We start from the raw sequence: 21304 nt of genomic DNA on the forward strand, positions 1-21304 counted from the left end.
TGTTTTTTTATTTTGGTATTACTGCATTTTTACCCCATTCTTTGTTTGGTAACTCACCCAAGTCTAATTTTAAAGTGGCACCATTCATAATTTGCTGATGTGAAATAAATGGCGAGAAAATCTCTTTCCCGTTGATAAATGCTTTCTGAATGTATTTTTTTCTCTTGCTAGAACCTTCCGCTACAACCGTAAACGTATTTCCATTTTGAAGTTTGATAGCTGTTTTTTCGAAAATTGGACTTGTGATGTTATAATATGGTAAGCCTGGTGTTACTGGATAGATACCCATAGAAGTGAATACCACAAAAGCAGTCATGCCGCCACCATCTTCATCTCCTGGGATTCCGAAAATGTTGTCTTTAAACCAAACGTCTAACAAGAAGCGTGTACGTTTTTGGGTTTTCCAAGGCGCACCAAAATAGTTATATAAATATGGAATATGAAATGAGGGTTCATTGCCCATAGAAAACTGCCCTACCATCCCTGTAGAATTGGAACCATTAACGAAAAAATCACTTTTCCTAATGCCCAAACTTTCTCTGAATAACTGATCTAATCTGTTTTGAGCGGCTAGTTTACCGCCTAACAAATTGGTGAGACCTGCAATATCATGTTGTACAGACCAAGCAAAGGTCCACCCATTATTTTCATCATAGTACTCTCTATAGCCTTTTCCACCATCTAGCTTTGGATTAATATTTACCCAATTTCCTTCGGTATCTTTTGGCATAAATAACCTTTTTTTAGAATGCCATAAGTTTTTATAATCGTTTCCTTTTGGAGACAGTTTTGAATAGTCGTCTATGTTTCCTAATTCTTTTGCAAATTCTGACACTGCCCAAAAATCATAACTGACTCCTAAAGTTACAGCAACAGGTTGTCTTTTTTCAAAACCATCTACATTTCCAATTGTTTCTTGTTCTCCTTTTTTAAGTGATGGAAAATAGCCATTGTCGTGATAGAAATCGTCTAACGCGCCTCTCGGATTTCCTTGCCTCCAAGGAATAAATGTACCTTCCATTAGGTTTTTTTTGATGCCTTCGTATGCTTTTTCTACATTATAGTTTTTCAACCCTTTTCTGTAGCCATCAATAAAAATAGCAGAAGAATGGTAGGCGTTCATACACAAATGATTTCCATATACTTGAGGAAATGTTGGCATCCAACCACTTTGTTCATACATTAAAGTGTACGAGTTCAGCATTTCGTTTTCTAAGGCTGGGTTTAAAATAGTTCGTAAGGGATGTTGTGCTAAATAGGTGTCCCATACCCAATCATCTACATAAAAAGGACGATTACTTTTATGCACTTGTTTATCATAACCACTATAATAGTGTCCATATTCATTTACATCCACCATGCGTTCATACGTTCTGTATAGCGATGTGTAGAACGTTCTTTTTTGAGCCGTTGTTCCACCCTCAACTTGAATTTGATTCGTTACCGTATCCCAAGCTTTTTTTCCTTCTTTAGATACATCCTCAAACGATTTTTTTTTAATTTCTTTATTGAAGTTTTCTTTCGCTTGTGCCGCACTCACATAAGAAATCGCATATTTTATGAGCAAGGTTGTGGGTGTGTTTTTTGTTGCAGTAATTTGTAGTTTGTGAGTGTTAAATATGTAGTTGATGTTTTCAATAGGTTTGTTATTCTCATCTACGACCTTACCATATACATAAATGGTTACAGTATTTATAACAGCGTGTTCCCCTCTGGTTGGTTTGCTTCTTTTTTCTTGAATGGTAAATGAATTTTCACCTTCAGAAAACTGCATATCTTTCGTGCCTTTTATTAAAAAGTTTTTTTGTTTCCCCTCTGGAAATTCAACCTTATAAATCGCCGATTTTTTAGAAGGGGTAAAGCTAACTTTAATATCATCTTCTATTAAATACGTTGAATATAACCAAGGATGTACTATTTCTAAATCGTGATCAATAGCCATTCCTTTATTCCAGGAACTGTTTTTCATATCTCCTAAAGTAGTTTTCATTTGTAGAATTCCTTGTCGTCTGTGTGCGGGAACTTGAAAAGTAAATGCTTGCACCATGTCTGAAATATAATCCTGTTTTACAGGAAACATTCTCAACATTTGATTGGGTAAATGAATGGTTGGATATGTTGGCACTAGAAAGCGGGAAACATTACCAATGGTTGGATCTATGTATTTGGTGTTGTCATCAGTTTCTTGAGCTAAAGAAGTTGTAAAACTTAAAACCGATAGGAGTGCTATTAAATAATTTTTAACCATTTTTATTATAATCTGTTATGCTAACAAATAAAACATCAATGGCTTAATTATTGATTAATAAACAATTAATTCAGGGTTACAACCTATTAAATAATTTAATTATTTGCTGCTCTTTTTGCTTTTCTATAGACAACTAAAAGCTTAAACTTTTCGATACCAGCTAACACTCTTAAATCTTTGTTATATGCTTTTTCTACTTCTTTAGCTTTTACTTTAAAGGTATCTTTATCATCTGCGTATTCTTTTCTCAAAGCTCTTTTCTTGTTGTTTCTATCCAGAATTAATTCCAGAAGCTTTGCACTTTGATCTTCATCAAACTCCATTACTTTCGATAGTTTTTCTGCTAACGCAACTGCTTTTTGATTTTTTTGAGCCTGAGCTACTGACACAGTCAAAAGAAGAAGTAATACAATTATTTTTTTCATGTTGTTTAATTTATAATTTTATTCAAATAAAAGAGGTTCACATTAATTTACTATTAATATTGAATTAACTAAGCGCTATTTATTAATAGTAAACTTCTAATACCCTTGCGCTTTCTGATTGTAAAGTGATTTTTTTTAAACTAGCTGGTAATATAAGCGTTTCACCATTATTTATGGTGTAGGTTTCTCCTTCAGAAATAACATTAACTGTACCTTCTACACACATGTAAATAATAAACGAATCTATGACAGAATAATCTTTTTTTACTGTTGAATTGATGTCTAAAATATTAGTTCTAAAATAAGGTGAATGCACCAATGTATTGGACACATTCTTTTCTATAGAATAATCCGTTTTGTAATTCTTGTGCACTTTATAATCTATGACATCAATTGCCAATTCGTTATGCAATTCTCTTTTTTCTCCTGTTTTAGAATCTACCCTATCATAATCATAAATACGGTATGTAATATTTGATGTTTGCTGTATTTCTGCTAACAAAACACCTGCTCCAATAGCATGTACCCGACCTGTAGGAATATAAAAAGTATCGCCCTTTTGCACATTTTCATGATGCATTACATTTAAAATGGTATTGTTTTCTAAATGTGTTTTATAATCATCAGTGTTTATTTCTTGATCAAAACCAACAATCAATTCTGCATCTTTATCCGCTTGCATTACATACCACATTTCATTTTTCCCAAATGAATTATGACGTTCTTTAGCCACTTCATTACTTGGATGCACTTGAATAGATAAAGGTGTTTTCGCATCAATAAACTTAATTAATAGTGGAAATTCTTCTCCAAATTTTTCATGTACAGCATTTCCAACAAAGTCGCCCTTAAATTCTTTAATTAAATCGCTTAAAGATTGTCCTTTTAGAGCACCTTCCGCTACAACAGTTTCATCGCCAGAAACATCAGAAATTTCCCAAGATTCTCCAATATTTTCTTCTGTATATTGTTTATTTAATTCAGTTTTTAATTTTTCTCCACCCCAAATTCTGTATTTGTAAAGTGGTGTAAATTGTAAAGGGTATAATTTCATTTTGAAGGAATTAAATTAATTTTCGTTTTGACACACCATCGTAATGTTTAGAGTTATTTTTTTTCAACCATTCTAGTAAATTGATCCTTAATTCTTCTGCTTTCTCATTATATTTTCTTCTGTCAGGGTTATTCCCTAATAAGTTATTCATCTCCTGAGAATCATCATTCAAATTATATAAAACATTTAATATTTTTGAATCTTCTGTGTACGGAATCATTAATTTCCATCCGTCTTTGACAATCATATAATTAGGTTGAATAGGCCCACGGTAATCCCATTCAGTAACTACGTAGTTCCCATGATTCGTTTGTTTTTGTTCTATTAAATCACGTAAACTTTCGCCATCGGATTTATAATTTCCAATTTGTAAATAATCCATAATTGTGGCGAATAAATCTACATTAGAGACATAACCATTCACTGTAGTTTCCTTTTTAATTTCATGGGGTATTTTTATCATTAATGGGATGTGAGAAGATTCTTCATAAAATACATTTTTTTCGCGCATTCCGTGTGCTCCCAACATCTCTCCATGATCGCTTGTAAAAATCACCATAGTATTTTCTGCAATACTTTCATCTTCAAGGGTCTTCATTATTTTTCCAATCCAATCATCTAACTCAGTAATTAAACCATAATAATTAGAAATCATATATTTTATTTTTTCCTCATCTGCAAAAACAGTCAACTTATTTCTACCATTTGCATTAATATAAGGGGAATTTTGCATATTATCTTTAATACTAGAGGGAATAGGCATCTTATCAGGATCGTACATGCTATAATAAGGTTCGGATGGAATCATGGGTGCATGAGGAAAGTGAAAAGAGGTCGTTATGCTGAAAGGTTTGTTTTTTAACCTCTTGATTGCGTCAATGGTTTTATTCGCATAATACGCAGTGATGGTATGTTCTTTAGGAATACTAGATTTGCCATGATAATTTGGTTGAGAATGACGATGTTTTACTTCTTTTTTAACGTCATTGTATGTTTTTCCATAATCTATATCTAATGGATCTGGGGTGTAAGGTCTTTTAGTAAATCGATCTAAAAGCTGCCCTTTTTTAGGTTCCTCTCTAGGAAATACCTCGTTTAAATAATCGAGATACAAATGCCTTTGCCCTTGGGGTTTAAATATATATTTCCCGTTTTTAGCATATTTATTTGGATTTTTATAGACCTCTGCATGCGAAGTTAAGACATGCCATTTCCCATAATACTCTGCATGATATCCTTTTTCTGTGAGAATTTCATCAAAGGTTTTCATGGTCATTACTGGGGTATCGTTATAATCGTAGGTTTTATCATTTGTTGTTACTTGGTGTGTATTTATTGTTGTTCCAGTTAAGATTGAAGATCTCGCAGGTCCACAAACAGCAACAGGAGTGTACGCATTTTTAAAATATGCGCCTTGTTTTGCTAATCTGTCTAAATTTGGCGTTTTTAAAATAGTATTGCCTGCATAACTCAATGCATCATATCTTTGTTGATCTACTATAATAAACAATAAATTCTTTTTCTGACTATTTAAAGCAATCTTCTTTTTAGCAGTGTCTTGTGTTTTACAACCAAAAGTTAAAATTATGAATAAGGTATATAAAAAATATTTCATGAATGATTTTTAATAGATGCTTTTATTTTTTAACTTTCATATAATTAAAACGTCTATATTTAGCTCTAGTATTTGCAATAACATATTCGTAGAGAATTCTATTGTTTTTGCGCATATAAAACATTTTAGTTTTGCCATTAACCTTGAAAGTTATCGAATCTTTTTCTAAAGTATATGTGAATATTTTTGTGCTATTATTTTTAGAATTTAAATAATAACCTTGTCCATTTTCATTTAAAGTGATGATAATATTCTTAAATTTCCAAGTGCCTAAAATCTCTTTTTCCTTAATATTTTCTTTGGTATACTGTCCTTGAAGCCTTTTATCTAAAAGGACTTCTATTTGATTCATATTTGTGTTTTCTAGTTGAAATTCTTCAATAAACAATTTGGCAATTTCTAAAACACTATTTTTTAGTACTTCAGGGTAGGATGCACTTAAACAAGTGTGATTAATTTTATCGTACAAAACAGCTTTTACTTTGCCTCCTTTTTTCTTGATTTGTTCAGCAAATTTTTCTGTTTGTGAATAATGACATAAGACATCTTCTTTTCCATTTAACAATAAAGAAGTTGGGGGGCTTTCTCTTAAATTATAAAAGCTAGATGCTTTTTTACTTTCTTTTTCCGTCGCTAATCCATATAATGCTCTTCCTTTTTGACTGGGAAAAAGAGATTTTTTAGCATCATGATCTACTAAATTATACATGCCTTCTGCACCAACAAATAGTTTACAATTTTTATATTTTTGAGCCATCATAGCTGCCAATGTTGAACCTGCTGATGCTCCTCCAAACCCAATTCTTGTTAAGTCCGCATTGTATGTATCTGCATTATCAAAAAACCATTGAACAGATGCTTTTAAGTCTTTTATAGCATCTGCAAATGTTGCGTTGTTTCCTTTGCATCTATACCCTAATCCAACATAAATAACACCTAATTGATCAGCTAGATAATTAGCATCTGTGTGCAATCTTGCTGGCGGAACACGAGTTGCAGTACCTCCATTCCATCCACCTCCATGCACAAAGAAATACACAGGATTTTTGCCTGTAGTCTTTTTTGGTAGTTTTATTCGAATGGGAATATCATATCCACCTGCTTTTGTCGCTATTGTATCTATTGTTTTTTGAGCAGCACTCTTTAAAATAAAACAGCACGTAAAAATTACTAGTATTGATTTTATAGCATTGTCCATATTACTTTACAAACTCTGCGTAAGGTCTATTAGGAAATAACATTAAGCTTTTTGTCAATAGCTTTTTAAGTTCTTCTGCTTTTTCTTTGTTGTCTTTAAAAACATTTTCCGTTTCACGTGGATCCTTAACTAAATCAAATACTTGATCAGCATCAAAATAAAAAGCACTGCTTTTTGATGCAATATTTCCCAAATGACCATTTCTGGTGTAATAGGGGTATTGAAGTTCTGCACCTTTCCATCCTTTAAATGTTCGACCTCTATTGATTCTATTCTGTTTTTGTTTATCATATCTCACAGAAATGTATTTCCAATCTTTAGTCATCACACTTCTTGCGTAACCCATCTCAAAAAATAAATAATCATGCACTGGTTTTTTAGTTCCTTTTAATACTTTTTTTAAACTAACACCGTCTAATTTTGATTTTACAGTCTTTAATTTTATCCCTGCTAGATTTAAAAAAGTAGGCGTAAAATCAATATTTTGAACTAACTCGTTATACTCTTGGTTTGGTTTAATTCCATTTGGCCAATGCATCATCAAAGGAACTTTTGTTCCACTTTCATACAAGCTCGTTTTTCCTCCGTTGTAGTTCCCATGATCTGAAGTAATTATAATAATGGTATTTTCATAAATTCCTTCTGCTTTTAGTTTATCTACCACGGCACCAACTGCATGATCAAACCAACGCAACCAAGCATGTGCTACTTTTTTATCGAGGTTTTTGACTTCTTCTTTGATTTCTTCTCTAGTGGGTAAATAAGAATAATCTGCATCTACTAGACCTTCTCCCGTAAATTTTGGATTTGAATCTAAACCTCTAAAATATTTTCCATTTTTCATATTATATGGAGCTGGACCATGAGGAACCGTTTCGCTGTAATATAAAAAGAAGGGATCTTTTTTGTTTTCATCGATGAATTCTAAAGCAGCCTTATTTTTCCACTCTATATTATGAACATTTAATGAATCATTATATTGTTCTCTTAAATTTCCTGCATAAACTCCGTTTGCATAATCAAAACCATATTCTTTAATTACTTCTGTCCATTTTTGATGGTTCTCATACATTTTTTTAGAAACTGCTGGGTCATTTGGATCTGCATTTTTTGCATAGGTTTGAAAGCCATTTTTTGTCCAATTTTTTTTATTGTTAACGATGTTATGCTCTACGATATGACTTTTACCAACAAAACCTGTTTTGTACCCCACTTCTTGTAAAAGTCTTGGTAAGTTTGGTTTGTCTTTTTCTATTTCCGTATTATTTTCTACTCTTGTCATCGTTCCTTTAGGATGCATTCTCATAAAAGCAGGGCCTTCAGATCTTCCTGCATAACGTCCCGTTAGCATTGTATATCTACTTGGCACACATACAGAACTTGATACATATGCGCTGTTAAAAATCATACCGTTCTTTGCCAAGTCATCTATAATGGGTGTGTGCACTTCTTTATCCCCATTAAATCCAAAAGGACGCGATTGAATTCTCTTTTCTGAATCTAAAGGAACAACAGCACTTTGATCATCTGTCATAATGAAGATGATGTTTGGCTTTTTTGTGTTTTGGGCTCGTGTTTTAATAGTATTAATTATCATTAATAAAAGAGCAAAAAATATGATTTTAAAATTTGATGTATTCATTATTTTTTTGTTTTATTTTGTACGGTTTCTTGTTTACCAATCCCAGGTATTTTTTTATTAAATTCTTCATAATAGTTACGAAGTTTTAATATAGACGCTTGATTTTTTTCTTCCTTAATTCCATTTTTTATTTCTAAAGGATCTGTATTTCTATCAAAATACATGTCTCCATATTCTCTGTAATCCTGTCTAGGTTTTACTTTATTTTCTAACATAATACCTAATTTTGAGTCTTTACCAATTACGGTTGCTTGAAACCAACTTTCTGAAACTATATAATCTCTATTTAAAGGTTTGTTTTCTATCAAAAGCTTAGCAAGGGAACGGCCTTCAAAATTATGTTTTAAGACTGGTACTTTTAAATCTAAAACGTCTACTAAAGTTGGTATAATATCTACTAGAGTAACTAACTCTGCAGTATGTTTTCCATTGGTTGTTTTTTCAGGGATTCTTATAATTAAAGGAATATTTAAAATATCTTCATATACATTATGCCCGGCAGCAGCTTTTTCCACCATACCATGATTACCTACAAAATCTCCATGATCTGTAGTGTAAATAATAATGGTTTCTTCTTTCATATTTGCTTTGTCTAAAGCTTCTAATATTTCACCAACATAATGATCTACTTCTGTAACTAAAGCGTAATAACCGCCTATAAAATCTCTCCAGATTTGCTCATCTTTAAAGGCTTTATCCATATTCCAAACTTTATTACCTCCATTTCTTTGAAATTGTAACAATGGGGGTAAATCTTTAGTTGGTTGATAAAAACTTGCTGGTATTTTTATACCGCTTTTTAATTTGGTTCCTTCCCCCCATTCAGAAACATTATATAAATCTCTGAATTTTTTTAAAGGAGTATATGGCTGATGTGGTCTGTAAAAAGATGAAAAACAAAAGAATGGCTTGTCACTATTTTTTTGTTTTTTAATCATTTTTATGGTTTCTGAGGCTGTGTATGCTTCCATTGTATAACCAAAAGGTAATTTAGAAATTCTTGTTCCTAAATCAGCGATAGGTATTTTGGCGCTCGCATCGTTACTTCCTTTGGGACCTTTCCCAAATTCTGCAGCCCAATCATAAGAAAATTCACTTTGATAGCCTTGTTTTGTAATCCAGCTTAAATAGTTTCCATTATCGCCCTCTTCTGCGTGTACCTCTTTTTTCACATCCCAACCTTTGTCTCCACCACCAACTAAATGTCTTTTACCAAAACTGTAAGTGTTATAATCATTAAACTTAAAAATACTTGCTAGTGAAACAGCATCTCTTGTGATTGTAGTTTTTTCTTTATTATCCATTAAGCCCATAGTTCTTGGATATAAACCGGTCATTAAAGACATTCTTGAAGGTACACAAATACCTCTTGTTGCATATGCTCTATCAAAAACAGCAGATTCACCAGCTAATTTGTCTAAATTTGGGGTGATTGCATCTGGATGATTTTCAAAACCCATTACTTTCTTATTATGTTGGTCTGAAAATAACAACAACACATTTGGTTTCTTCTTGGTTTCAGTTTGATTTACAAGTTCGTTTTTAGACTTGCAGTTAAACATCAACAATAAAAAACCAACAATTAGTAATATTATTTTATTTTTCATTTTAATTATTTTTCCAAATTTCTTTGGATGACTTTTCTATAATTTTAGATAAATAGTTTTTTGCTTTGTTAACAACTGCTTTTTCTGTTTTAGCAAGATTTGTAGATTCCTTTTTATCTTTAGTTAAGCTAAAAAGCATTTCGGCATTCATCTTTTTCTTTGTGTCTTTATTTTTTTCTTCAATAAATTTCCAACCTTCAAAACGAATTGCTTTTCTACCTTGCGCATCTCTATGCACTAATGGTGGTCGTTCATAAAATTGATCTGGTTTTAAAACAGCCTTTTTAAAGCTATAACTATCCGGTGCATCTTCTAAATCTAACCCCTTATCATTACCAACATAATCTGCCAGAAACCCATAAACATCAACAGTTGAGACTGTTGTCTCAGAAATTTTATTTTCTTTTATTTTATTTAGATGATTTACAATAAACGGAATTCTAAAACCTCCATCCCAAATGGTATGTTTATCTCCTTTATAATCTCCATTAATTTGTAAGCCTTTATTAATGGCAAAATTTTCTGGCATTACAAGATTTTTCTTTCTAGGAATATCTCCTCCATTATCGCTCGCAAAAATGATAATGGTGTTTTCTCTAATACCTCTTTCTTCTAAAAATGAAATTAAATCTCCTAAAGAACGGTCTATATCTTGAATAAAATCTCCATAAGCACCTGCGTTACTTTTACCTCGCATTTGCGGACTAGGGACAATGGGATGATGAACTGCAGCTGCTGCATAGTATAAAAAGAATGGCTGGTCTTTATCCAAACTTTTCATCCACTCTATAGATTTATTTGTTAAATCATCTGTTACTTGCTCAGTAACTCTTTGTGGGGCATCATATCCTTTGTATTGTTTTCCATAAAATGATTTTCCGTAAGGAGAAATTTTATCAGAACGCAATCCATAAATCTTGTTATTTTCAATGTAAACTTTATGTCCATCATCTAAATTATTAGGCAATGCAAAACTATAATCCAACCCATAATCTGTTGGAGCAGGATAAATATCTCCTAATAAATTATTGAACTTTTTTTCTTTAAAACCTAGATGCCATTTACCAACCATTGCTGTCTTATAACCTAAAGATTGCATATATTTTGGTAATGTTTTTCTTTTCACATCAATTAAGGCTGGGTCGTTCATATTAACAACCCCTTTTTTAAGTTTTGTTCTCCAAGAATATTGACCGGTCATTAATGCATATCTAGTAGGAGTGCATACAGAACCTGTTGTATATGCATTTGTAAATTTTACGCCTTCTTTGGCTAATTTATTTACGTTTGGCGTTTTTATTAATGCTTCTTGCGCACCATAAATATTGGTTGAACCGTAACCAAAATCATCTGCAATAAATACAATGACATTTGGTTTTTTTGATTGTGAAAAAATTATTGAGTTACTAAAAATAGAAACTATAATTATCAAATACAGTTTTATACTTCTTTGCATACTTGTTTTTTATATCATTATGAGCTACTAGATTCATACTTTTTAAATACTCTAAAACCATACCAAGCTATAAAAGTGAAACATAGTAATGGTAATATAAATGAAAAGTTTACTTCTGAAACTCCCATAATCGAAGTGTCTGCAACACCATTTCCACCAGCATCAATAATAATTCCTTGCAGTTTTGGCATTAATGCACCTCCAACAATTGCCATAACCAAACCTGCAGAACCTACTTTAGATTGCTCTTCTGACAAACCTCCTAGAGCAATACCATAAATGGTTGGAAACATTAAAGACATAAAGAAAGAGATACCCACTAAACAATATAGACCAATAATACCTTGAATAAAAATAGTTCCTAAGGAAAAAACCATTGCTAAAACAGCAAAATACATTAGTAATTTTCCTGAACTAATAAAACGTAATAAATATGTTCCAATAGCTCTACCAAACGTAAATAAAACAAAGGCAGCCATTTGATAATAACCTGCTGTAACACTATCCATACCTATGCCTTCTGCATATTGATAAATATAAGTCCAACACATTATTTGCCCACCAACATATAAAACTTGAGCCAATACTCCAGATGTATATTTAGAGTTTTTACCTAAAGCCGCAAAAGTTTCACCAATTTTTGGCATTTCACCCTCGGCTTTAGATTGTGGCATTTTACTAACTAAAAAAATCACAAAAACTACTGTAATAAATAATCCTAATACTACATAAGGATCTCTAATTACCAATAAATCAGTAGTTCTAATAAGCATTTTAGAAGCTTCTTCAAGCGCACTAAAATCAACAATATCATCAGACTGTAAGTTCTTTAAAACAAATTGTTGGGCTACAAATAATCCAGCAATTAATCCAACAGGATTAAAGGCTTGTGCTAAATTTAAACGCTGTGTAGCTGTTTCTTTTGCTCCCATTGCTAATGCATAAGGATTTGCTGCTGTTTCTAGAAAAGCCAAACCAAATGTTAATACATATAGACCCAAACAAAAGAACATAAAGCTTTCTGATTGCGCTGCAGGATAAAATAATAATGCTCCTGTTGCATATAGAGCTAAACCAATTAAAATACCTACTTTATAAGAATATTTACGCATAAACATTGCTGCTGGCAAAGCCATACAAAAATACCCACCATAAAATGCCATTTGTACCCAAGCTGCTTCAGAATTAGATAATTCTAATACTTTTTTAAAAGCCTGAACCATTGGATCTGTAACTGCGTTCGCAAAGCCCCATAATGCAAATAATGAGGTAACAAGAATAAAAGAAATTAAATTCTTTTTAGGTACTACAGGTATTTTTTTTAAATCTTTCATTGTAAGTTTAGTTGATGTTACTCTTTAATTATTTAGGTAAATTACCCATTTTAAATTCCATTTTTCCTCCAGCAATTAACTGCTCGTGTGTAAAAAATGGAGTATCTAATTTTTTTCCATTCAATTTAGTTGTTTGAATGTATTTATTGTCCCGACTATTATTTTTTGCTTTAATCACAAATTTCTTGCCTGTTGGTAAATTGATTTCTACTTCATCAAAAATTGGACGACCAATAGAATATGTCGTATTTCCTGGGCTAAAAGAATAGAAACCCATCGCATTTAATACGTACCAAGCAGACATTTGTCCACAATCTTCATTACCTGCCAATCCATTTGGGTTATTAAAATACAACTCGTTCATAATTTTGTCTGTAACTTCTTGTGTTTTCCAAGGTTGACCCACAAAATTATACATATGTGCAATATGATGACTTGGCTCATTTCCGTGCGCATATTGACCAATTAAACCTGAAATATCTCCAGAAACATCATCTCCAGTTAATTCTGAACTTGTAGAAAATAAAACATCTAAGTTTTTAATAAACGTCTCTTTTCCGCCAACTAAATCTACCAAACCTTCAACATCATGAGGTACAAACCAAGACCATTGATAAGCATTTCCTTCAGTATAATCATCTTTTCTATGTTTAGAAAAACGAGGATCAAAAGGCTCACGCCATTTTCCATCTTGATTTTTCCCTCTCATAAAGCCTGATTTGGTATCGTAATATTGTGTGTATTTTTTAGAGCGTTTCATAAAATGATTGTAATCATCTGTTTTGCCTAAATCTTTTGCCATTTGTGCAATACACCAATCATTATAAGCATATTCTAAGGCTTTAGATACGGATTCATTTTCTAAATCAGCAGGAATAAAATCCATTGTCTCATTATAGAGCTTACCTTTCGGCATCAAAATGTTTTTTACTTGTTTTGATGGAAAAAATATATCTGTAGTATCATACTTTGATGCGTGAACGACTGCTTTATAGGCTTTCTTCACATCATAACCTCTAATTCCTTTATTATAGGCGTCTACAATTACTGGCACAGAATGATAACCAATCATACAACCGGTGTAATTCCCTTGTAATTCCCACATTGGTAAAATACCACCTTGATCGTATTTTGTTAAAAGTGTATTTATAAATTCGTTAGTTTTATCAGGATCAGTAATTGTCTTTAAAGGATTGTATGCTCTAAAAGTATCCCACAAAGAGAACACTGTATAAATTTTTTCTTCATTAGATTGATGAATTTTTCTATCCATTCCCCTATATCTGAAATCTACATCAGAAAATGTATTTGGACTTATAGAAGTGTGATATAATCCTGTATAAAAAATTGTTTTCTCATCTTCCGTACCTCCCTTTACATTAATTTTTGATAATTCCTTTTTCCAAGTTTCATGAGCTTCATTTTTAACTTTATTAAAATCCCAATGGTTTATTTCTGAGTCTAAATTTTTACTAGCACCTTCATAATCTACAGAAGAAATACCCACTTTTGCTAAAACTTCTTCGCCAGCTTTGGTATTAAATGTTAATACAGCCAATAATTTTTTAGACATTCTATTTGGTAAGGCATCAATTTTTTTACCATTTTCGTAAAAAGTAACTGTAAAAGGTTTATTAAATTTTGCTTTAAAGAAAATATCTTGAGTTACAGCCCAACCACCAGAACCTTTATAACCAGAAATTTCAGTATCAGAAATCAATTGAAATTGGTGATTTGGTTTATGATCTGGGTAAATAGTATGCGATAAATCTATAATGATTCCCGATTTCCCTTCTTTACGGAACTTATATTTATGAAAACCCGCTCTTTTAGTAGCCGTAAGTTCAGCTTTAATATCGTAATCCTTTAATAAAACCGAATAAAATCCTGGAGAAGAAACTTCATCTTCATGACTAAATCTAGAACGATATCCTGCATCCGGATCTTCTGAAGTTCCTGGAATTACTTTCGCTTCACCTGAAAAAGGCATAAATAAAAAATCACCTAAATCACTAATTCCTGTTCCACTTAAATGTGTGTGAGAAAATCCTAAAATTGAAGAATCTGTATGATGATATCCTCCACAAGCGTCCCAACCTAAAGTTCTTGTATCCGGACTTAATTGCACCATTCCATAAGGTGTAGTAGCTCCTGGAAACGTATGTCCATGACCACCTGTACCTATAAATGTGTTCACATATTTTGTATTATCAACAACTTTTTTAGTTGTTGTTTTTGTGATTTTACCAAAAGAGAAAATACCTATTAAAGTAAGTAATAGCAGTAAAAAGTAATTTTTTATATTTTTCATAGGTAATCTGTTGTTAATTTTTAAAATTGTTTGGAATGAGAGATTGATCTGTACCCCAATTTTTATTTGGATATTTCCCCATTTCTAGGGTAATTGTAGCTCCATTGATAAGATCATCATGTGTAAACCAAGGACCTTTTAGTTCTTTTCCGTTTAAAGTTGCAGACTGTATGTATTTATTGGTTTCATTACAATTTGGTGCGTTTATGGTAAACTTATTGCCATTTGGTAAATTAATACTGATTTTAGAAAATAATGGGCTTCCAATAGTATATACTGGAATTCCAGGAGTAACAGGGTAAAAACCCATAGCAGAAAAGACGACAAATGCAGACATTCCTCCACCATCTTCATCTCCTGGAATACCAAAAATATTGTCTTTAAACCAAGTGTTTAATAACATTCTTATTCTCTTTTGAGTTTTCCAAGGTGAATCTGTAAAATTATATAAATATGGAATATGAAAACTTGGTTCATTTCCCATAGAATATTGACCAACAATACCTGTAAAATCGGGAAACCGTGCATTTAAAGCATACGTGCTTCTTCCTAAATCTTCTCTAAACATTTGATCTAAACGTGCTTCAAACGTTTTTCTTCCGCCCATTAATTCTTGCAATCCTAAAATATCTTGTTGCGGATTCCATAAATAAGTCCAACCATTATTTTCGTCATAATAATCCCGACCTCCCATTCCGCCATCAAATTTTGGATCGATATCAATCCAATTTCCTTTGGCATCTTTAGGCATAAAAAATCCTTTTTCTTTCCAGTATAAATTTTTGTAATTTTCTGCAGTTTTAGAAAAATATTTATAATCGTCTTCTTTACCTAATTCTTTTGCAAATTGCGCCAAAGCCCAATCATCATATCCTTGAGCTAAAGTCACTGCAACAGATTGTCTTTTTTCAAAACCGTGCACTCTTGATTCAGTTTCCTTTTCTCCTGGATGTAATCCTGGAAAATAACCCAATTTTAAAGCCAATTTGTCCAATGGAGCAACTGCCCCCATTTTCCAAGGAATCATTGTGCCTTCTAATGCGTTTTTTTTCATCGCCTCAAAAGCTACTTCTGCATCAAAATTTTTAACTCCTTTTCTATGCGCATCTAATAACATAATTGTAGAATGAAAACCATTCATTGGTGGTGCATCTCCGTGAATTTGCGGAAATTGAGGCAACCAACCAGATTGTTCATACATTCTTACATAAGAAGCCATCATATCTGATTCCATTTCTGGTTGTAAAATATAACGTAAAGGATGTAATGCTAAAAACGTATCCCAAACCCAATCATCTGCATAAAAATCTTGTTCGCCTTCGTGAATTTTTTTATCATAATTACTATAATATTTTCCATCTTCAGTAATATTTATCATTCTTTCATAAGAACGGTACAAGGCTGTGTAAAAGGTTCTTTTGTAAGCTTCTGTCCCCCCTTCTACTTCTATTTGGTTCACTACTTCAGACCATCTTTTATGGGCTTTTTCTTTTATGTTTTCAAAATCGAAATCAGGAATTTCTCTTTCTAAATTTTTTTGTGCTTGCTCAGTGCTTATAAATGATAAACCGTATTTAAACTGGACTGGCTTAACGTTAGTAGTATCATTAAAAGTAATCCATGAGTTTACTTTATCGTCAACAAATTTTGTCGAACTGAAAGTTCCTTTTTGGTTTATAATGGCGTATACATAAGCTTGCATACCCTCAAAAGATTCTGTTCCTGTTAGAGAACCATCATCATTTAATTGCCAATCATCACCAGATAAATCTCTTAAATATAACTTTCTTGTATTTTTATTTTGATAACTGAATCTAAAAATACCTGCTTGTGCAGAAGGCGTAAATTCTGTAGTAATATCATAATCTTCTAACCAAGTTGAGTAGTAATGTGGATGCGCAATTTCTAAATCTTGATCCCATGCTGAAATTGGTTTTTTAGTCTCGTTAACATTCCCAGAAACTGGCATAATATTAAAAAGTAAATCTGACCTATGCTTTCTCGTAGTAAGTGGAAATGAAGTAATTTGATCATCTCTATAATCTTTTCTTTCAGGATACATGCGTACCATAGAATTTGGCAAATGTATACGTGTTCTTGTTGGTTGTAAAAAAGGAGCAACACCACCAATTTGTGGGTCTACATATTTTACATTATCCAGATTTTCTGATATTCTGTTTTCTGAATTACTACAAGAAAAAAAGAAAAAAGAAATTACTAGAAATTGTATACAATTAATAAGTTGTTTATTAAATACTAAATTCATCAATTAATGGATTTTTATTTCGTTGGATAAATTGGCTGTTTTTTTGTTAAAATGATTTCTTTACGCAACATTTTTGCTGCTTGTCCTGTTTGCCATAAATAATAATCTGAAGGCAAACCTTCATAAGTTAAAAACTTACTTTCTCCAACAGGAGGATTGTTATCTATTTTAAAAATACTTGTGCCTTCATCTATTTCATCAAACATAGCCACGTAAATTGCTTTTACATCCGAAGAAATTGCATTGTAAAATTGTCTCCATAAAAAAGCTCCTTTTAAACGTGGTATTTTATTAAATTTATCTTTACCATTTTTCATGTTATACCAACTGAAACCAGGAAAAACAACAGGCATATACATTAATCCGTTTTCAGTACACCATATTTGGTCTTGTATGGTATAATTTTCTTTGTGTTGGTCTGCAGATTGTAAATCATTGTACCTGCCTGGAGTCCATGGATGCACAATATCTGCCAACTTAATAACTTCGTGTAATTTAGGATCACTGACAGCATCTCTCTCTAATGCTCTCCAACCAGTTGGAACACCTAAAAGCACTGCACAATTGCCATATCTCGGATCATTTTTAAAGAAATTAATGAGCTCTTTAACATCTTCTAAAGTGTATTTTCTATTATTAAAGCCAACACCCCAAATAGATACCACCGCTTTTCCTTTATAGGTTAAAACATTTGGGTTTGTTGGGTCGTTTAATTTATATCGTCTAACCAATTGTTTCCAATCTTCTTTGGTAGTTTCTACAACATTATCTTTAGTCGTACCTGACAAATCGTACATTAAACTTAATACCCTATCATTGTTTTTTGCAGCCTTAAAACAGTTATCAAAAACAGTATTGTAATTATCTATTCTTTCTTGACCTCTAGTTAAACCAACCACAAATCGTTGTGCAAAAACGCCATCAATTCCGTAATCATTCATCCATTTAAAATGACGATTTACCGTTTTTGCATTTGCAGAACTAAATACATAGGCAGGTTCACCATCTTTATAAACAAATTCTGTTTTAAAAAGTTCATCTTTATCTAGTTCGCTTACATCTGGCCAAAAATCTACAGAAGTATTCCCGGGATTAAATTGTTTGTTGTTAGCATAATGTTTCCAATTTAAATTAGAGCCATCACCTTCTGCATTAAACCAACCTTGATAACCTGCTAAAATTTTACCTTCTATAGAATTGTTTATTTTAACGTTGGTTTTATTATCAATCTTTATATTTTCAATATTGCTTTTACAACTATTAAAAAAGAAAAGCGTTAGCATTGATAAAAATGAGATTGATTTGATTTTCATATAAAAATGAATTAATTTGTCTTAAACTCTTCTCTTAATATTTGAAGATATTGTTCTCCGTAAGAAGTTGCAGATTCAAGTTGTGTTCCTCTATTCCAATCGTTAAAAGAATCAACTAAGACAATCTTGTTACTTCCAGCGGCTCTTCTTGCTACGTTGCAATTTGCTCTAAACCAAGGCGCATCCTTATCAAACACATTAATATTACTTCCTCCATTTATTATTTTTAAATTTATAGATGGAGATATTGTAGGAATGTATTCAATATTATATTTTTCAAAAGTTTCTTTATGATACAACCATGCTTGATCCATGAATTTGTGAAAATTAATTATTCTATCATACAAATTCTTATTCACTGCAGCATAGGTTGCATGTGTAACGGCGTCAACTCCGTTTACAAACCTAAAATCATATCTTAAAGTTGGTGTCCATTCATTTTGCATACCAATTAAATATAGCTCAACACCAAGATCAGTTAACTCTGCCCTCATTTGCTGATATAGAGCTGCATTATCATCAGAATGTAAATTGTGGCTATTTAAAAGATACACCACATTTTTCCCATCAACTTTCATATAATTAGTTTGATCAAAAAATGGTGTCATCAATTTAAAATCATCAATAAACCTTTGAACAAGACCTTTTGATTCAATTCTATTATTGTTATTTAACCCCATGTTCCCAAAATTATAGGATAGTGCAAAATTTACATCTCCTGCATTTGGTGCCGCTTGTAGTTCATTAATAAATGTAGTGTCTTGATTGTTTTGATTTTGATTATTTGCAGATCTAAATTGAAAGATAAAAAAATCTATACCTGCTATTTGTGCCTGTTTTACATGTTCTTCATAGACAGCAGGATCTGATACATTAGGATTATAAACACCAATAGTAGGTTCTTCAGGGACTGTACTTCTTCTAATAAACCTACTATACTGTGCTCCAACAATATAGTCTGAAGTTACAGATACAATAGGGATGTCATAATTTAAAAAAGAATCTTCTATTGCAATATTATCTTCAGTACATGAAAAAGATATCATTAAGATAATTAGTAGTAATATTTTTTTTATATTTTTCATAATATATTTATAGTATTGTATAGGTTATTCCAGCGGCAATTAAATCATCCTCTGAGTCTCCATAAAAATTATTTGCAAATTCTTGATTAAATTCAGGGATAATTGTTTCCCATTTTGTTGGTGTATATGGTTTGTTAATTTTAAGTTCACTATATAATGAATTACCTTGCGATAAGTTGGAAACGGCTTCTTGAAAACCATCGTTATTTAATACACTTTCTGAAAATGGTGGATATGCCATTCTTTCTGGTAAGGACGCATAATCTAATCCAAGTGCTCCATCTGGTGCAAATTGATCGATAAGAGGCAGCAGTCTTGTTCTTTTCTGCATACACCATATATCATGACCTTGATTAAAACTAGCTAGCCAACGTTGTCTTGTAATTTTATCTAAAGGGTTCGCAGAAATACCGCTGTTTACCACACCGAATAAATGTCTATCACCAGTGCTTGAAGTCCCCCATTTGATGCCATCTCTGTTTTTAAACTCATTTTCTCCTGTAACTCCATACTGTTGAAAAGAAGCATCAATACCATCATAATAATATTGTTCTGCTGTTTTAGAGCCTCCCCAGCCTTTTAGTTGAGCTTCTGCTTTTATAAAATTTAATTCTGCATACGTAATAAGATTATAGCTCATATCTTGAGCCATAAACACATCTACTTTAGGCCTGCTATATCTTCTAGTTTCAACTCCGTTAAGAATGTTGTCATTCCCATTTAAATCCCATCCATCTACAGTAGCATTACCTCCAAGAGGTCTTCCAAAATATGGTAGCTCATATTCTACAATAATTTTTTCTGTTATAGAACCAGACTTAAACACCTCATCTCTAATAGTTAAAGGACTTAAAGATGGTTCAATTAACGCTACTAATCTTGGGTCTCTGTATGTTTTTAAGTTTAATAAATAATTTAGATTAATATAGGGAACTACATCTTGATTTGCAGTTATAAATATATATCTCCGATAATTAAACGACCAATTTTCTTCTTCTAGACCCCACTTTAGAGCGACATTATCTAAATTTTCGCTTAAAAGATTGTTTTCATTTGCCATAGCTTCAGAACCATGTTGCTGAGCCAAAGCAGGGAAACCTTCAGAAATTCTTAAAGCAATCTTTAAGCGAAGTGAATTTGCAAACTTTATCCATTTTGTATTATCTCCATTAAAAACTGGGTCCTGCAAGAGTGCATCTCCATTGGGATCCATATTTTCTCCAGCTTCTTTTAAAACATTTAAAATATCAGTATAAATAAATTCTTCAGATGAATATCTAGTTGCCAGCATACCTTTAGAGGCATCTTCATAAGGAACAGCTCCAAAAGTTGACACTAAGACTGAATACACATAACTTTTCCATATTTTTGATATATACACTCTATTCGTATAGCTTAGGTCGTTGCTATAATTATCAATAATATCTTGATTATTTTTCAAAACATCTACATAAAACTGCCTCCAAAAATTATCTAGCCCCGATTCTGTATAAAAGTATCTATTAAATTGGCCTCCTTTACCACCATAATAACTAGCATACGTATTAAACATTTGGTCGTTCAAAGTACCACCAATTAAATCTAATCCTTTTTTTACAGTGCCTGCAAAAAGTTCTTCAGGTGAGGCTACTGAAATTGCATCTGGATTTGTATTAATTTCTTCAAATTTGTTTGTGCATGAATCTAATATTGTTAACAAAAAAGTAAACAATAATAATTTGGTTAAAAATCTCATTTTCTTTATTTTTTT

Annotated in this window: 14 protein-coding genes; all 14 read right to left on the minus strand. The window is 31.9% G+C overall.

Annotated elements, in window-relative coordinates:
- Positions 1-7: 7 nt before the first annotated feature.
- The 14 genes from ATE90_RS08180 to ATE90_RS08245 all read right to left on the minus strand — a co-directional run bounded on the left by ATE90_RS08180 (position 8) and on the right by ATE90_RS08245 (position 21289).
- Positions 8-2248 carry a GH92 family glycosyl hydrolase gene (locus ATE90_RS08180; RefSeq protein ID WP_036785251.1) on the minus strand — a complete coding sequence of 747 codons (2241 nt, stop codon included), beginning with the start codon at positions 2246-2248 and terminating at the stop codon, positions 8-10.
- Between the two features lie 95 nt (positions 2249-2343).
- Entirely contained in the window at positions 2344-2673 is a 330-nt protein-coding gene (locus ATE90_RS08185) for a hypothetical protein (protein ID WP_036785249.1), read from the minus strand.
- Positions 2674-2755: 82 nt separating this feature from the next.
- Positions 2756-3727 carry a type I phosphomannose isomerase catalytic subunit gene (locus ATE90_RS08190; RefSeq protein ID WP_036785247.1) on the minus strand — a complete coding sequence of 324 codons (972 nt, stop codon included), beginning with the start codon at positions 3725-3727 and terminating at the stop codon, positions 2756-2758.
- 10 nt (positions 3728-3737) lie between these two features.
- A complete protein-coding gene (locus ATE90_RS08195) occupies positions 3738-5342 on the minus strand; it encodes a sulfatase-like hydrolase/transferase (RefSeq protein ID WP_036785245.1) in 1605 nt (534 codons plus the stop codon).
- A 22-nt stretch (positions 5343-5364) separates the two neighbouring features.
- Complete coding sequence (locus ATE90_RS08200) at positions 5365-6540, minus strand: alpha/beta hydrolase (RefSeq protein ID WP_101451229.1); 1176 nt, start codon at positions 6538-6540, stop codon at positions 5365-5367.
- Position 6541: 1 nt separating this feature from the next.
- Entirely contained in the window at positions 6542-8182 is a 1641-nt protein-coding gene (locus tag ATE90_RS08205; RefSeq protein WP_081958149.1) for a sulfatase family protein, read from the minus strand.
- Complete coding sequence (locus ATE90_RS08210) at positions 8182-9789, minus strand: sulfatase-like hydrolase/transferase (protein ID WP_101451231.1); 1608 nt, start codon at positions 9787-9789, stop codon at positions 8182-8184. The genes ATE90_RS08205 and ATE90_RS08210 overlap by 1 nt, the downstream gene beginning before the upstream one ends.
- Position 9790: 1 nt before the next feature.
- The gene (locus ATE90_RS08215; RefSeq protein ID WP_036785234.1) at positions 9791-11245 is read right to left on the minus strand and encodes a sulfatase family protein; all 1455 of its coding nucleotides are present in this window, start codon (positions 11243-11245) and stop codon (positions 9791-9793) included.
- 17 nt (positions 11246-11262) lie between these two features.
- Positions 11263-12579, minus strand: coding sequence for an L-fucose:H+ symporter permease (fucP, locus tag ATE90_RS08220; protein ID WP_036785233.1), 1317 nt, complete (start codon positions 12577-12579; stop codon positions 11263-11265).
- A gap of 28 nt (positions 12580-12607) precedes the next feature.
- A complete protein-coding gene (locus ATE90_RS08225; RefSeq protein ID WP_036785230.1) occupies positions 12608-14890 on the minus strand; it encodes a GH92 family glycosyl hydrolase in 2283 nt (760 codons plus the stop codon).
- 13 nt (positions 14891-14903) lie between these two features.
- Positions 14904-17156, minus strand: a complete 2253-nt coding sequence (locus ATE90_RS08230; protein WP_052107523.1) for a GH92 family glycosyl hydrolase — start codon at positions 17154-17156, stop codon at positions 14904-14906.
- 14 nt (positions 17157-17170) lie between these two features.
- Complete coding sequence (locus tag ATE90_RS08235; RefSeq protein WP_052107522.1) at positions 17171-18469, minus strand: glycoside hydrolase family 71/99-like protein; 1299 nt, start codon at positions 18467-18469, stop codon at positions 17171-17173.
- Between the two features lie 11 nt (positions 18470-18480).
- Positions 18481-19554, minus strand: a complete 1074-nt coding sequence (locus ATE90_RS08240; RefSeq protein WP_081958148.1) for a glycoside hydrolase family 99-like domain-containing protein — start codon at positions 19552-19554, stop codon at positions 18481-18483.
- 7 nt (positions 19555-19561) lie between these two features.
- Positions 19562-21289 (minus strand): SusD/RagB family nutrient-binding outer membrane lipoprotein, encoded by a 1728-nt coding sequence (locus ATE90_RS08245; RefSeq protein ID WP_101451233.1) that lies wholly within the window; start codon positions 21287-21289, stop codon positions 19562-19564.
- Positions 21290-21304 lie beyond the last annotated feature (15 nt).

This window comes from Polaribacter sp. Hel1_33_96, from assembly GCF_002846595.1.
Taxonomy (GTDB): domain Bacteria; phylum Bacteroidota; class Bacteroidia; order Flavobacteriales; family Flavobacteriaceae; genus Polaribacter.

Bases quoted from the DNA above. Each gene is read 5' to 3' on its own strand.
- ATE90_RS08180 (WP_036785251.1), bottom strand. From the start codon at position 2,248: ATGGTTAAAAATTATTTAATAGCACTCCTATCGGTTTTAAGTTTTACA.
- ATE90_RS08185 (WP_036785249.1), bottom strand. From the start codon at position 2,673: ATGAAAAAAATAATTGTATTACTTCTTCTTTTGACTGTGTCAGTAGCT.
- ATE90_RS08190 (WP_036785247.1), bottom strand. From the start codon at position 3,727: ATGAAATTATACCCTTTACAATTTACACCACTTTACAAATACAGAATT.
- ATE90_RS08195 (WP_036785245.1), bottom strand. From the start codon at position 5,342: ATGAAATATTTTTTATATACCTTATTCATAATTTTAACTTTTGGTTGT.
- ATE90_RS08200 (WP_101451229.1), bottom strand. From the start codon at position 6,540: ATGGACAATGCTATAAAATCAATACTAGTAATTTTTACGTGCTGTTTT.
- ATE90_RS08205 (WP_081958149.1), bottom strand. From the start codon at position 8,182: ATGAATACATCAAATTTTAAAATCATATTTTTTGCTCTTTTATTAATG.
- ATE90_RS08210 (WP_101451231.1), bottom strand. From the start codon at position 9,789: ATGAAAAATAAAATAATATTACTAATTGTTGGTTTTTTATTGTTGATG.
- ATE90_RS08215 (WP_036785234.1), bottom strand. From the start codon at position 11,245: ATGCAAAGAAGTATAAAACTGTATTTGATAATTATAGTTTCTATTTTT.
- fucP (WP_036785233.1), bottom strand. From the start codon at position 12,579: ATGAAAGATTTAAAAAAAATACCTGTAGTACCTAAAAAGAATTTAATT.
- ATE90_RS08225 (WP_036785230.1), bottom strand. From the start codon at position 14,890: ATGAAAAATATAAAAAATTACTTTTTACTGCTATTACTTACTTTAATA.
- ATE90_RS08230 (WP_052107523.1), bottom strand. From the start codon at position 17,156: ATGAATTTAGTATTTAATAAACAACTTATTAATTGTATACAATTTCTA.
- ATE90_RS08235 (WP_052107522.1), bottom strand. From the start codon at position 18,469: ATGAAAATCAAATCAATCTCATTTTTATCAATGCTAACGCTTTTCTTT.
- ATE90_RS08240 (WP_081958148.1), bottom strand. From the start codon at position 19,554: ATGAAAAATATAAAAAAAATATTACTACTAATTATCTTAATGATATCT.
- ATE90_RS08245 (WP_101451233.1), bottom strand. From the start codon at position 21,289: ATGAGATTTTTAACCAAATTATTATTGTTTACTTTTTTGTTAACAATA.